The following is a 12,498-nucleotide window of genomic DNA, read 5'->3' as shown; positions in this document are numbered from 1 at the left end:
TGATATAGCGTGTAACGCGATACCGCTTGACTTCAAGTTAACTTTAAGTAGTAACATACTGGATGTAACGTGATGGTGATTAGAAAGACCGATGACTATTCTTTGAGATCGGAGTGATTGAAATGAAAAAGAAACAACTGGGTAAAAGTGACCTTCAAGTATCCGCACTGGGTCTGGGCTGCATGGGAATGTCTGAATATTATGGCGAGTTGAATGATCAGGAGTCGATCAAAACGCTTCATCGTGCGCTGGAGCTGGGAATCAACTTCTGGGATACAGCCGATGTTTATGGTATGGGAAAAAATGAGAAACTAATCAGTCAAGTCCTGCGGAGCCACCGGGATGAGGTGGTATTGGCTACCAAATTCTCCATTATGCGCGGAGAGGATGGGGGATTTCTGGGTGTCAGCGGTCGCCCCGAATATGTAAAAGAGGCATGTGACCGCAGTCTGCAAAGGCTGGGGGTAGATGTCATTGATTTGTACTACCAGCACCGGGTTGATCCGAATGTACCTATCGAGGAAACGGTTGGCGCGATGAGTGACTTGGTTCAGGCGGGAAAAGTCCGCTATTTGGGGCTGTCCGAAGCTTCTCCTGCACTCATTCGGCGTGCTCACAAGGTTCACCCGATCACGGCCCTGCAAACAGAATACTCCTTATGGAGTCGCGAAGCGGAAGATGAGGTTATACCTACTTGCCAGGAGCTGGGCATTGAATTTGTAGCGTATAGTCCGCTGGGACGCGGCTTTTTGAGCGGGCAAATTCAGAAGTTTGATGATTTTGCAGAAGATGATTTCCGTCGCACCGTGCCACGCTTTCAGCCTGAGAATTTCCAGAAGAATCTTGATCTCGTGCAGCATATTAAGGACCTCGCTGCTCGCAAAGGGGTTAAGCCTTCTCAGCTGGCCTTGGCATGGCTACTGGCACAAGAGGGCATAGTACCGATTCCAGGCACCAAGCGGGTTGCCTATTTGGAGGAAAACGCTGGGGCAGTCGATATCGCTTTATCCGCGGAGGAAATGGAAAATATTAATGAGATCATTCCCAAAGGAATGGCAGCTGGCCTTCGTTATGCGGCAGAGCGGATGCCGAATTGGCAAGCCGAATAATTCCAACTTTATAACCCAAAAAGCCGTCCTTAACGCGGATCGGCGCGAAAGGCGGCTTTGCGGGGCTTACATATACAGCTAAGGGCGCGGTTTGAAAATGCCGAAGGGACGTCCTACAGGCAGGAACGTACGGCCAAAATGGGCATTCAGAACTGCGGCTCCTGTACCGTACAATGAAAGCAGACCAATCCCCATTTCGGCCATAGGCTGCGAGGGTATGGAACACCTCTGGAGCAACGCCGAATGCATCGAAGCTAAGGCCAAGAAATAGAAAATCAATCAGGACAAAGATAAAGAATAGAACCTTATGTGTCTCCATGGCGCCAATGGTCATGAATAGCGTGAAAATAAGATAGCCCGCGAAGGCAAAACCAAGCTGCTTGCCATCTACAGCAGATGCCAGTTCTGATCCGAACACGCCCATTTTAATCATCCAGCTACTGGCTACGGCTAACCAGAAGAAGGCATAAGCACCAAATGCCGTCATGCCAAAGGTGTTGTTATGCTTTGCATCCTGAATGCAGGCAAACAGCTGTGCGAAGGCACCGAGGAAAATAGCCCAAGGGATAATAAAACTCAGGCCTTCAGTGAGGCCGAGCTTTTGGGAAGAAGCCACAAGCGTGACAATAGCCAAGCCAAACAGACCGATCGCACTCGGATCGGCCGTTACGATTTTTACGTTAGAATGAGATTCGTTTTGCATGAAAAAATACAAGCCTCCAATAATGTTCAAGTACGCGTCAATCTGCCGATGCCAGAATCACACTGACATATTGTAACGGAAACGGACGTACTCGCATAGTGCATAATTCTGCTACCGATTATGAGATTTGCGATACCACGATTGGAGCTCTTCTTCGCAGAACGAGAGATTCAGAGATTACCAACAGCCGCTTTGACCGGAATAATGGACATGCCATTGCCACCGGACATAAAAGCTTCCCGGCAGGTGAGTTCCGTAACGTCAAAATTACGAATAACCAGATTACCAATTCGGGCGGCGGCAGTGGAATCAATCTGTCACGTGCAACCTACACGACGGTTACCGGGAACCAAATTATCAACAAAACCCATCAATCTGACGGCTACGCAGGCATTCGCATCCCTAATAATGGTGCTAACAATATCGTCAACAATAATGTAATTGAAAATTATCCGCGCAGAATCTTTGTACTGACTGGAGCTACAGGTAACAACGTATACGGGAATACGGTGAAAAATGCATCCCTGCAAGGTCTGCTGGTCCAATCGGATGGCAATACCTTTACGGATAATGAATTTATCCAAACCAATTCTTCATGGGCCACATGGATGTCACCTGTAGAACCTTGAATAACAAACGCAATGATAGCTACGAGCAACAAGCTGAGCCTGACCTTCCGATTAAAGATGTTTGGCATATTACACACTCTCCCTGATAAAATAGTGGAATTTATTACAAAATTACCCTTTATATTTTCGGTCAAAATGAGTATTATTCCAAGTATTTTTATATTCATTAAAAGGTATACTTTCAGCTAGCTTTAATCTTGCCTTCATCTTGGCCGGGTACAATCAAGGCAATTTTCCTGGGGAGGATGTATAACGAATGAACACGAAAAAGACCGTTTGGATTCCGGCAATGATTGCAGTTATAGTAGCAGCTTTGTTCGTAATCTACTATTACTACATGTCTTCAGTTTCCGGCGGAGAGCTTGGCCCACGACCACCAAAAGGCGGCGTAAGCAACGCAGGACAGATGGGTCGTCCTCCCGGAGGGGAGGGGCATGGAGGCAACGGGGAAATATTCAAGACGTTGGGTACTATCTCTGTGTTCCTTGGGGCGGCTGCTTTCTCTTGGTTCTGGTTTAAGAAGAAGTTGAGATCGCCATCGGTGTTGGTTAGAAAGGCCGGGAAGTTGTTGCATTCCATGCATAAGCTGCTGGGTTGGGCAACCTTAATCCTGATTGCCGTCCACGGTGTCTATTTTTTGATGACCAAGCTTCAAGATCACAAAACTTACAGCGGGCTTGCGAGCTTTGCCATTCTGCTGGCGCTCGCCGGATATGGCTTCTTTATTAACAAAGTTCGTAACAAGTGGATGCGGACCGTGCATCGTTCACTCGGACTGCTGTGGGTTCCCGTGTTGCTGCTACATGCTGGCGGGTCCGCGATCACGGCGGTCATCGCCAGCCTTGCGGTGGGGGTTCTTGTTTGGGTACTGGAAAAAAGCGTGGGGAAAACGACGAAGCCTGTCCCGGGGAGCCGATAATTGGACAAGCAGCCATTCGGCCATGAGTCATATATCACTTGGCACGAGAGCAGGTTGTGTCACCAAATAACAAAAGATCCGCTACCGAAAGAGGTTGCGGATCTTTTGTTATTTGGTGACAGTCTATTTTCTAAAGTCCGGACCCCAGACCCCGAGCCTGTCCGAAAGGCTATCTCCTTGGGGGATTCATATTTATAACAGGTGGGACATGCTGTTTGTGACATATATCTTCGTTTCTAACAGAGGTAGCGGCCCACGCAGGAGGAGGACTAGGTGCATATGCATACGGTATGCGCAAAAATCAAAAAAGATAAGAGGGATGACTAGTGCCCATTGGAAAAATGAAAAAGTATAAAGAAATGCTGCAACATCCCGTTTTGCGTCCGCATTTACCTGAAACCCACTGGTTTACGGATTCGAGGACCTCGCGGATGCTGAATACCTATTCATCGGTCTTCATAAAACCCAATCACGGAAGTGGTGGTAGCGGGATCATCCGGGTCAAAAGATTGAAAAAAGGATATGAGGTTCGTAGGGGCTCAAGCCGAAGGATTGTTGGATCTCGTTTTGTTTTAAAAGCAATTAAGTCATACCAGAAATCCAGACACATGTATTTAGTACAGAAAGGACTTCGGTTAGCTAAGTATCACGGGTCGATTTTTGACACCAGGATATACTTACAGAAACCAGGGAGAAAATGGGTAATTTCTGGCGCGGCCGCCCGTGTCGCGGCACCTCATAAGTATGTTACCAATTATCTTAAAGGCGGGCATGCAGTATCTTTGCATCAAGCTCTTTTCAGCCTTTTTAAGCACAACCGTACGAAAGCAGATGCCTATTATCGTAGAATCTCCAAGTTATCCGTCATCATTGCCAAAACGATTAATAAACGGCATCCGGTTCGCGAATTGGGGGTCGATATTGCCATAGATAAAAAAGGCCGTATTTGGATTATAGAGGCCAACTCACACCCCGGACATATGCTGTTTACTCAGCTTCCCGATCCTACTATGATCAACACGATCATGAGAAACAAGAGTATTATTTGGAAGTAGATTCCTTGCACGTTATTTTTAGGGGAGAAGGAGAAGCTTCAATGAAAAAAACAAAGCAACTTAGAGATTTGGTCCATTCTCAAACACTGGAGTTTATCATGGAAGCCCATAATGGTTTGTCAGCTAGAATTGTGGAGGAGGCGGGGTTTAAAGGAATTTGGGCCAGCGGGTTATCCATCTCTGCAGCGATGGGAGTAAGGGACAGCAATGAGGCCTCATGGACGCAGGTTTTGGATGTTTTGGAATTCATGAGTGATGCTACCTCCATCCCGATTTTGCTGGACGGAGATACGGGGTACGGCAACTTCAATAATGCAAGGCGGCTGGTGAGGAAACTGGAGCAGCGTCATATTGCTGGGGTATGCATCGAGGATAAGCGGTTTCCCAAAACGAATTCTTTCATTAGCGGTCGAGAGCAGGCTTTGGCTGATATCGAGGAGTTTTCCGGGAAAATTAAAGCGATGAAGGATACACAAACGGACGCGGATTTTACGGTGGTGGCCAGAGTAGAGGCATTTATTGCCGGGAAAGGGCTTAAAGAGGCGCTGCAAAGGGCGGAGGCCTACCGGAAGGCAGGAGCCGATGCCGTATTTATACACAGCAAAAGATCGGATGTCACAGAGATTGAAGCGTTCATGAAGGAATGGGCCGGAAGATTGCCGGTAGTGATCGTGCCTACCAAATACTATACAACCCCAACCGTCAGGTTTCAGGAGATGGGAATCAGCCTTGTGATTTGGGCAAACCATAATTTGAGAGCATCCATCCGAGCCATGAAACAATTATCTGACCGAATTTATCGGGATGAAAGCCTTGTCCATATCGAAAAGAGAGTTGCAACCCTCGAAGAAGTATTCCGGCTTCAAGGGGTCGAGGAGCTGCAAGCTGCGGAACGAAAATACCTCCCATCGTCAGAACCGGATTCGGGTGAGCACGTATAATGGACACGAAATTGTTAGGAGAAGAGCTGAAAAAATTAGGTTTCACCTTTTTCAGCGGTGTTCCATGCTCTTTCTTGAAAAGCTTGATCAATTATGCGATAAACGAATGTGATTATGTTGCAGCGGCTAACGAAGGGGATGCGGTCGCCATTGCATCTGGAGCTTATATAGGTGGGAAGAAGTCGGTAGTCCTTATGCAAAATTCAGGGCTGACCAACGCTATTTCGCCATTGACCTCTCTTAATTACCCTTTTCATATTCCGCTGCTTGGATTTGTCAGCCTGCGCGGAGAACCGGGGATACCTGACGAACCTCAGCATGAACTGATGGGCCGGATTACAACGCAAATGCTGGATGTGATGAATGTGGAATGGCAATATCTCTCCAAGGATTTAGAAGAGGCCAAAAATCAGCTGATCCAGGCTAATGAGCAAATTGCCCGGCGTCGCTCGTTCTTTTTTGTTGTTAAGAAAGGGACGTTCGACAAAGAGCCATTGCAAAAACTGCAAACCTCCATTCATTTAAATCAGATCCGACAGCATGGTCATGCGGACCATCAAATGCCTACACGGTATGATGCATTATCAGCGATTAACTCCATGAAAGACGACGATACCATACAGCTCGCAACAACTGGTAAAACCGGGCGTGAGCTGTATGAAATTGAAGATGCGGCTAACAACCTGTACATGGTAGGTTCTATGGGATGCATCGGTTCCTTGGGGTTTGGTTTGGCTCTGAGCCAACCAAGCAAAGATATCGTCGTGATTGACGGAGACGGATCTCTGTTGATGCGTATGGGGAGCCTGGCAACCAACGGCTATTATCATCCAGCCAATATGGTTCATATTCTGCTCGATAATAACGCTCATGAATCAACAGGCGGGCAGAGTACGGTATCCCATAATGTCGATTTCATAGACATTGCCGCTTCCTGCGGGTATACAAAGTCGATTCATGTTCACAGTCTCGAGGAACTGAGGGCCTGTTTACAAGAATGGAAAGTGGATAAAGGACTTACGTTTTTGTACCTGAAAATATCCAAGTATTCCAAGGATCAGCTTGCTCGTCCGCATATGAAGCCTTATGAAGTAAAAGAACGTCTGCAGCGGTTTATTCATAACAGTCCTTTGAAGGGCAAGGAAGTGAGCGGTTCATGAGTTCTCCCGTCAAGAAAAACATTTTGCTTACCCCTGGTCCGGCAACGACTACAGAAAGTGTGAAATGGTCACAGGTGGTTCCGGATATTTGTCCTCGTGAAGCCGAGTTTGGCCAAATCATGGAGTATATTTCTACAGAGCTTACCCGGCTGGTCGCAGACCCGGATCATTATGCGACCGTATTGTTTGGCGGGTCGGGTACTGCAGCGGTGGAGTCCATCATCAGTTCGGTGCCGAATCACGATGCGGTGATCATTGTCAGCAATGGAGCCTATGGAAAACGGATGTGCGAGATAGCGAAGGTTTATGGAGTGGAATATTTTGAATTCAAGAGTCCTCCCGATGATGCTATTGATTTGGCTGAATTAGAGAGGTATATCCAATCTTCTGAACGCACCGTCTCCCATCTGGCCGTCGTTCATCACGAGACGACAACTGGCCTGCTTAACAAGGTGAAGGATATCGGAGAATTATGCAAAAGGTATCAAATCGACATGATCGTGGATGCCATGAGCTCATTTGCGGCCATTCCAATTCAATTAAAGGAAATGAATATTGCCTACCTGGCGGCAAGCTCCAACAAAAACTTACAGGGAATGGCCGGGGTTTCGTTTGTGATCGCCGAAAAAAGCAAATTGGAGCATTTGAAAGGCCAGAAACCAAGAAGCTATTATTTGGATTTGTATGCTCAATACAACTATTTTGTGGAACATGGACAGATGCGGTTTACACCTCCAGTCCAAACCTTATATGCGCTTAGGCAAGCGATTGAGGAATTAAAGCAAGAAGGGGTGGATAAAAGGTACGAAAGGTACGCGACATCCTGGAAAACCTTAATTAACGGGTTAACCCGCTTAGGTCTAACCTATATCATTCCCGAGGAGCATCACTCCAAAATCATTACTTCCATTCTTGAGCCTCATTGTGCAGGTTATGATTTTCAATCTATGCATGATTATTTTTACAGCAAGGGCATTATGATCTATCCCGGCAAACTTGAGAAACTAAATACGTTCCGAATTGCCAATATAGGTGATATCACGTATAAGGAAATGGAGTTATTTTTGGAATTGCTTGAACGCTATCTCAGTAGCATAAAATGCGGATGAGAAAGGTGGAGTCCCTATGGCATCAGCAGCAAAGGATAAGTGGTATAAATATTTGTTATTGAGAAGGCATGCGTCTCTGAGGTCTTACGTCCCCGAAACGAAGCTACTGGACAGGTATAATTTTTCGAAGCTTCTCTCCAAGTATGGGCATGTTATCGTGAAACCGGTGTGGGGGAGTCGTGGCCGGGGGATCTTTCAGGTCTCCTGGGTAGGAAACCATGAGTACATCGTACACTACGAGAATAAAAGAACTTTAGTACGGGGCAGAACCAATACGTATCATTATATTAGAAGAAAAATCGGGAACGCCAGTTATATGATTCAACGCAGAATTACCCGTCCGACCATCAACAAACGCCCTTTTGATATGAGAGTCATCATTCAACGGAGAATTAACTCATCTGTATGGGTAGTCACAGGCAAGGTTATCAAAGTTGCAGGCAAAGGCTATTTTGTTTCCAACAATACACGGAGTAAGGGAACATTATACCATTTTAAATCCGGCATTCGACAATCCTCCATTCGACACCTGTCTGCCAGTGCATTAGAGTCCCATATTGATCGTGTTTCCATCCGTTCCGCGAAGAGATTAAGCACTTTTTTCCCGGGGCACCGTATATATGGACTGGACATTGGAATAGACCGAAAAGGACGTGTCGGGATTATTGAAGCTAATCTTTTTCCGGCAAGATCCCATTTCCGTAAGCTGAAGGATAAAACGATGTATCATCGCATTACGGATTACAAAAACGGTTGATACAAAATGACTGTACCTTCTCTCGTGAACAGATTACGAAAGAGGCTTCTGCCTGGGTTATTTGTCATCGTTGGTCCGTCCCTTTGACGATCTTCAATGGTGTTACCTTCATATTTGTGATAGTATGTACACCTATATACAATGAGGAAGTGACACAATGATCAATATAACGATTCCCACCCCGGACATTACGATTACCAAGCAGGTTAACCCTGAGCTCAGCCATATTTACGGATTTACAGATTTTCACCTGATCCCTAGAGACAAGGCTGGTATCTTTATGTTCTATAACGCACAGGAGGAATTGCTGTTCGTTGGTAAAGCAAGAAAGCTGAGACAAAGAATTAAAAAGCATTTTGAAGATACGGTATCGCCGATGAAAGCGTATCGGAATGAAGTGGCGCTTATCGAGGTTTGTATTGTGGAAGATGCGGTAGAACGAGAAATTTATGAAACCTACATCATCAATTCACAAAAGGCCAAGTATAACGTCGAAAAAGTGTTTTTCAAGTAATGGAGTGACCCGGTATGCAATATAAAAGAGCAATAAGCTGCAGTAGTTGTACTGCCCTTATTGCTCTTTTATTATTAGTACATGTAGATTCCTCCAGAGGGGGTTCCCTGGTATGAATAAAACAGACCGTTTGCTAGCGATTGTGCTAGAGCTGCAACGCAAGCATATTTTACGGGCAGAGGATTTGGCGGCTATATTTGAAACGAGTGTAAGAACCATCTATCGGGATATACAGGCTTTAAGCGAATCGGGTGTACCGATTGTGGGAGCACCAGGCATCGGATATTCCTTAATGGAGGGCTACTTCCTGCCGCCAGTGAGCTTTAACGTGGAAGAGGCCGTAGCGTTGCTGATAGGAACAGATTTTGTCGAGCAGAAATTTGATACAGAATACGGCAGCAAGGCGCAATCTTCCCGACGGAAGATCGAAGCTATTTTACCGGAGAGCATTCGCAGGGAGGTTTCGCGGGTGCGTACCACCATCAGGCTGTTCGCAGGGGGTAAAGGAGTAGATCCTAGAGAAAAAACCTATCTGGAAACGCTGCGTCTCGCGATATTGGAAAAACAAAAGGTACGCTTCAGCTACTCCAAAAGAATGCCAGAGGCCGATGGGAATCGTCAAAGTGTGCGTGTAGTTGCACCCTACGGTCTTGTACTGTTTCATGGTTCGTGGGTTTTGATGGGGCAATGTGAATTACGGCAGCAGCTTCGCCACTTCCGCTTGTCCCGTATGGACGAGCTGACCGTGCTGGAGGACAGGTTTCAGCTCCCTGTCGATTTTAATTTACAGGATTACAAGCAAGTCGATGACCGTCATGTGTATGTTCGTATATTAGCTCATCCACATATCGCAGATAAAGTGAGGGAAGCGAGCAATTTTTACATGGAGACCATGGAGGAGCGTGCAGATGGATTGCATGTACTCTTTCGCGTGAGGCAGCCGGAGGAATTACTGCAATGGATACTCGGATGGGGTGCGGATATGGTCGTTCTGGAGCCTGAGACCCTTCGAGAGCGAGTACGTGCAGAAGTCGAAAAAATGTTGAAATGCTACTGACATACTGCTGTCAGTAGCATTTGTGTATAGTAAAGCTACTTGATGAAAAGGGGTGTATTTAAGTATATGAATACAATTGAAACTTTACAGCGTTTTGAAGAAACGGTACAACACTATCTCCATGAATTGGACAGCTTTAGCTTGGAGCAATTGCAGTATACACCGCAGGAGGGTGAATGGTCACTTGGGCAAATGTACCTCCACTTGGTGAATTCTGCCCTTCATATGCAGCTTAAAAATATCGAGCTTTGCCTAAAGCCAGATGGTGAGATGGGGGCTAAAACGGAGGCGGGCACAGCCGTTTTTGATCTGGGAGGCTTTCCGCCAGTGCGTATCCAGGTCCCACCATCTTCGCAGTACACTCCTCCGCAACCGACGAGCAAAGAAGACATTGTGGAGGGATTACAGGCTGTGGTCCGCCAAATGAGAGAGGTTGAACCTGTCCTCCGTAAATCGTCAGAAGGGTGTACCATCCCTCATCCCAGATTTGGTGCGCTGAATGCCAGGGAGTGGTTTATGCTTATCGAGATGCATTATCGGCATCATCTCTTGCAGAAGGAGCGTTTGAAGCACGCAATAGCCGGTTAATCGTTTCCCGGCGCAGCCCGATGAATTGTCCGATTTCCTCTTGTGTCAGCACGTCCGTTAATGTGGCGGGTGCAATATAGGAGTGGAACCAGTTCTGAAGTTTCCGAAGCTTTTCAGCAGGCGAAACTTCAGTGAGCTGGTCGATCCGCTGCTGCATCATGCGCAGTTTGTCTTGTAGCTGCAAAGCGATAGCCCGGCATTGCGTCGGGTCCTGCTCTAGCGATTGGTACCATTCCTTTTGTGACAGAACCTCAATCTCACAGGATACCAGTGCGATCGCTGTACCATAATACGGATTGGGGCTGATTAGGGAGTGATGCGGGATGATTTCATCGGGCACAATAACGTTGACTAAAATTTGCGAGCCATCCTCGTGGACTCGGATGATTTTTAACAAGCCGCTCTTTAGCCGATACAGAGGGCCGGATTCCCCTTGTCGAAATAGGGTTTCACCTTTGTGTAATATCATGAACGTGTGCAGCCTCCATTCCATGTACCTGCATTTTGCATCATTCGATTTCAATTTTTTAGATAAATCCCCCGTTGACGCGGATCGTCTGCCCGGTAACCCATTGTGATTTGGCGCTGACCAGAAACTCAATCACATCTGCAATATCCTCGGGTTCACCTAGACGGCCGAACGCATTCAGCTTTTTCATACCTTCGATTTGCTGCGCGGTTTTCCCTTCTTGAAAAAGCTCGGTATTTACAGGGCCGGGAGCCACGGCATTAATCGTAATATGTTTATTTCCGAACTCTTTCGCAAGCTGGCGGGTAAATTGTTCAACGGCACCTTTAGTACCTGCGTATACGCTGTAGGCCGGGAACATTTGTCCAATTACGGACGTGGACAGGTTTACGATTCTTCCGTAGTTCTCCATGTGCTTCATCGCCTGCTGGCAAGCAAAGAAGGTGCCTTTTACATTCAGTGCAAACTGTTTGTCAAAATCGGCTTCTGTCACGTCTGCAAGCGGCTTGGTAATCATCAGTCCGGCATTGTTAACCAGAATATCTAATCTGCCAAATTCAGCAATGGTATTCGTAAATAATGCTTCAATATCACTTATCTTGCCCAGATCGGCGTGGAGCGCGATAGCTTTGCCGCCTTTTTCAATAATACCTTCTACGACCTGTTGGGCTTTATCCGGGCTGCTGGCATAATTAATGACTACATGAGCGCCCAGTTCCGCCAGTTGCTCCGCAATGACACGTCCAATTCCTCTTGATGATCCGGTGACAATCGCTATTTTTCCGTCCAATTGTTTCATGCGTATTCAACCTACCTTCCATATATTTTTGAAGAGATTCCATTTTCCAAAAGCGCCCACACATCCAAAAACTCTTGATCTATTTTAGGATTCTTCCATTCATAAGCATGAGCAGGGTGATGAAAGCGGGCTGTAGCATAAAAAAGAGTACGAGCCAGTTGAGCTGGCTGATCCGATGTGATGCCCTCCCGTGTAATGATATCAGCGAGTTGCCTAACAATATGGTCTATATGCTGCTCGATTAAATCAGCCGCTTGCTCGGTGACCCGGGTGTACATCCGAAACATCTCCTCGTCATCACGGGCGTAGTAATGCTTGAGTTCGACCAAAGTCTGTAAATATCGTTTTAAAAGGGATGCGCCTGTTAAGGATGAATCCAGGCACACCTTCGACAGTGGAGCGATAATCTTTTCATTCAGCCATTTTTCGGTTACACCTTCGAGAAGTTCAGCTTTGCTATTAAAATGTCGGTAGATGGTGCCATGACTCACACCTAATACTTTAGCCACATCGGTCACGGAGGTTTTGGCTATACCAAAACGCTTGAGCGTTTCTTCTGTCGCGCTAAGAATCTGTTCCTTAGTTAACACTTCTGAGAGTTTTTCCATAGAAACACGACGTATTTGCCGTGTAATTCACCTCCTTGCAATCAGGATAACACAAAGAGTATCAAATGACAAAAAATAATA

The 12,498-nt window shown here is 46.4% G+C and carries 14 protein-coding genes and 1 pseudogene; 11 read left to right on the top strand and 4 right to left on the bottom strand.

From position 1 onward, the window contains the following. Positions 1-122 precede the first annotated feature (122 nt). On the top strand, positions 123-1,109 hold the full coding sequence (locus GCU48_RS10000; protein ID WP_025716504.1) for an aldo/keto reductase: 987 nt from the start codon (positions 123-125) through the stop codon (positions 1,107-1,109). 78 nt (positions 1,110-1,187) lie between these two features. Here GCU48_RS10000 and GCU48_RS09995 read toward each other — a convergent pair. Next, a pseudogene (locus GCU48_RS09995) lies at positions 1,188-1,812 on the bottom strand (acetate uptake transporter). Positions 1,813-1,910: 98 nt separating this feature from the next. Between GCU48_RS09995 and GCU48_RS09990 the strand changes: the two are divergent. The 10 genes from GCU48_RS09990 (at position 1,911) to GCU48_RS09945 (ending at position 10,541) form a co-directional block, all read left to right on the top strand. Beyond that, positions 1,911-2,441, top strand: coding sequence for a right-handed parallel beta-helix repeat-containing protein (locus GCU48_RS09990; protein ID WP_244316181.1), 531 nt, complete (start codon positions 1,911-1,913; stop codon positions 2,439-2,441). A 256-nt stretch (positions 2,442-2,697) separates the two neighbouring features. Beyond that, positions 2,698-3,360, top strand: coding sequence for a hypothetical protein (locus tag GCU48_RS09985; RefSeq protein WP_152379905.1), 663 nt, complete (start codon positions 2,698-2,700; stop codon positions 3,358-3,360). A 326-nt stretch (positions 3,361-3,686) separates the two neighbouring features. Further along, positions 3,687-4,415, top strand: a complete 729-nt coding sequence (locus GCU48_RS09980; RefSeq protein WP_152379904.1) for a YheC/YheD family protein — start codon at positions 3,687-3,689, stop codon at positions 4,413-4,415. Positions 4,416-4,456: 41 nt separating this feature from the next. Next, the gene (gene aepX / locus GCU48_RS09975) at positions 4,457-5,356 is read left to right on the top strand and encodes a phosphoenolpyruvate mutase (protein WP_025716510.1); all 900 of its coding nucleotides are present in this window, start codon (positions 4,457-4,459) and stop codon (positions 5,354-5,356) included. Beyond that, complete coding sequence (aepY, locus tag GCU48_RS09970) at positions 5,356-6,516, top strand: phosphonopyruvate decarboxylase (protein WP_152379903.1); 1,161 nt, start codon at positions 5,356-5,358, stop codon at positions 6,514-6,516. The genes aepX and aepY overlap by 1 nt, the downstream gene beginning before the upstream one ends. Next, positions 6,513-7,625, top strand: coding sequence for a 2-aminoethylphosphonate aminotransferase (locus GCU48_RS09965; RefSeq protein WP_025716512.1), 1,113 nt, complete (start codon positions 6,513-6,515; stop codon positions 7,623-7,625). Before aepY ends, GCU48_RS09965 begins: the two co-directional genes overlap by 4 nt. A 16-nt stretch (positions 7,626-7,641) precedes the next feature. After that, positions 7,642-8,382: a YheC/YheD family protein gene (locus tag GCU48_RS09960; protein WP_152379902.1), complete on the top strand. Its 741-nt coding sequence runs from the start codon at positions 7,642-7,644 to the stop codon at positions 8,380-8,382. Positions 8,383-8,539: 157 nt separating this feature from the next. Continuing rightward, a complete protein-coding gene (locus GCU48_RS09955; RefSeq protein ID WP_152379901.1) occupies positions 8,540-8,896 on the top strand; it encodes a nucleotide excision repair endonuclease in 357 nt (118 codons plus the stop codon). A gap of 112 nt (positions 8,897-9,008) precedes the next feature. Continuing rightward, positions 9,009-9,953 (top strand): helix-turn-helix transcriptional regulator, encoded by a 945-nt coding sequence (locus GCU48_RS09950; protein ID WP_152379900.1) that lies wholly within the window; start codon positions 9,009-9,011, stop codon positions 9,951-9,953. 66 nt (positions 9,954-10,019) lie between these two features. After that, a complete protein-coding gene (locus GCU48_RS09945) occupies positions 10,020-10,541 on the top strand; it encodes a DinB family protein (protein WP_152379899.1) in 522 nt (173 codons plus the stop codon). Here GCU48_RS09945 and GCU48_RS09940 read toward each other — a convergent pair. The 3 genes from GCU48_RS09940 to GCU48_RS09930 are packed head-to-tail and all read right to left on the bottom strand — an operon-like array spanning position 10,474 to position 12,417. Beyond that, a complete protein-coding gene (locus GCU48_RS09940; RefSeq protein ID WP_025716517.1) occupies positions 10,474-11,010 on the bottom strand; it encodes a Crp/Fnr family transcriptional regulator in 537 nt (178 codons plus the stop codon). The two genes, GCU48_RS09945 and GCU48_RS09940, sit on opposite strands and share 68 nt — an antisense overlap. Positions 11,011-11,068: 58 nt before the next feature. Then, the gene (locus GCU48_RS09935) at positions 11,069-11,809 is read right to left on the bottom strand and encodes an SDR family oxidoreductase (RefSeq protein ID WP_152379898.1); all 741 of its coding nucleotides are present in this window, start codon (positions 11,807-11,809) and stop codon (positions 11,069-11,071) included. Between the two features lie 11 nt (positions 11,810-11,820). After that, a complete protein-coding gene (locus GCU48_RS09930; protein ID WP_152379897.1) occupies positions 11,821-12,417 on the bottom strand; it encodes a TetR/AcrR family transcriptional regulator in 597 nt (198 codons plus the stop codon). Positions 12,418-12,498 lie beyond the last annotated feature (81 nt).

This window comes from Paenibacillus brasilensis (genome assembly GCF_009363115.1).
Lineage (GTDB): Bacteria > Bacillota > Bacilli > Paenibacillales > Paenibacillaceae > Paenibacillus > Paenibacillus brasilensis.
The sequence above is the reverse complement of the archived record's forward strand: the minus strand, read 5'-3'. Positions and strand labels throughout refer to the sequence as shown.

What these genes read in the sequence shown, in the direction of transcription:
- GCU48_RS10000 (WP_025716504.1), top strand. Translation starts at nt 123, where the DNA reads ATGAAAAAGAAACAACTGGGTAAAAGTGACCTTCAAGTATCCGCACTG.
- GCU48_RS09985 (WP_152379905.1), top strand. Translation starts at nt 2,698, where the DNA reads ATGAACACGAAAAAGACCGTTTGGATTCCGGCAATGATTGCAGTTATA.
- aepX (WP_025716510.1), top strand. Translation starts at nt 4,457, where the DNA reads ATGAAAAAAACAAAGCAACTTAGAGATTTGGTCCATTCTCAAACACTG.
- aepY (WP_152379903.1), top strand. Translation starts at nt 5,356, where the DNA reads ATGGACACGAAATTGTTAGGAGAAGAGCTGAAAAAATTAGGTTTCACC.
- GCU48_RS09965 (WP_025716512.1), top strand. Translation starts at nt 6,513, where the DNA reads ATGAGTTCTCCCGTCAAGAAAAACATTTTGCTTACCCCTGGTCCGGCA.
- GCU48_RS09960 (WP_152379902.1), top strand. Translation starts at nt 7,642, where the DNA reads ATGGCATCAGCAGCAAAGGATAAGTGGTATAAATATTTGTTATTGAGA.
- GCU48_RS09955 (WP_152379901.1), top strand. Translation starts at nt 8,540, where the DNA reads ATGATCAATATAACGATTCCCACCCCGGACATTACGATTACCAAGCAG.
- GCU48_RS09950 (WP_152379900.1), top strand. Translation starts at nt 9,009, where the DNA reads ATGAATAAAACAGACCGTTTGCTAGCGATTGTGCTAGAGCTGCAACGC.
- GCU48_RS09945 (WP_152379899.1), top strand. Translation starts at nt 10,020, where the DNA reads ATGAATACAATTGAAACTTTACAGCGTTTTGAAGAAACGGTACAACAC.
- GCU48_RS09940 (WP_025716517.1), bottom strand. Translation starts at nt 11,010, where the DNA reads ATGATATTACACAAAGGTGAAACCCTATTTCGACAAGGGGAATCCGGC.
- GCU48_RS09935 (WP_152379898.1), bottom strand. Translation starts at nt 11,809, where the DNA reads ATGAAACAATTGGACGGAAAAATAGCGATTGTCACCGGATCATCAAGA.
- GCU48_RS09930 (WP_152379897.1), bottom strand. Translation starts at nt 12,417, where the DNA reads ATGGAAAAACTCTCAGAAGTGTTAACTAAGGAACAGATTCTTAGCGCG.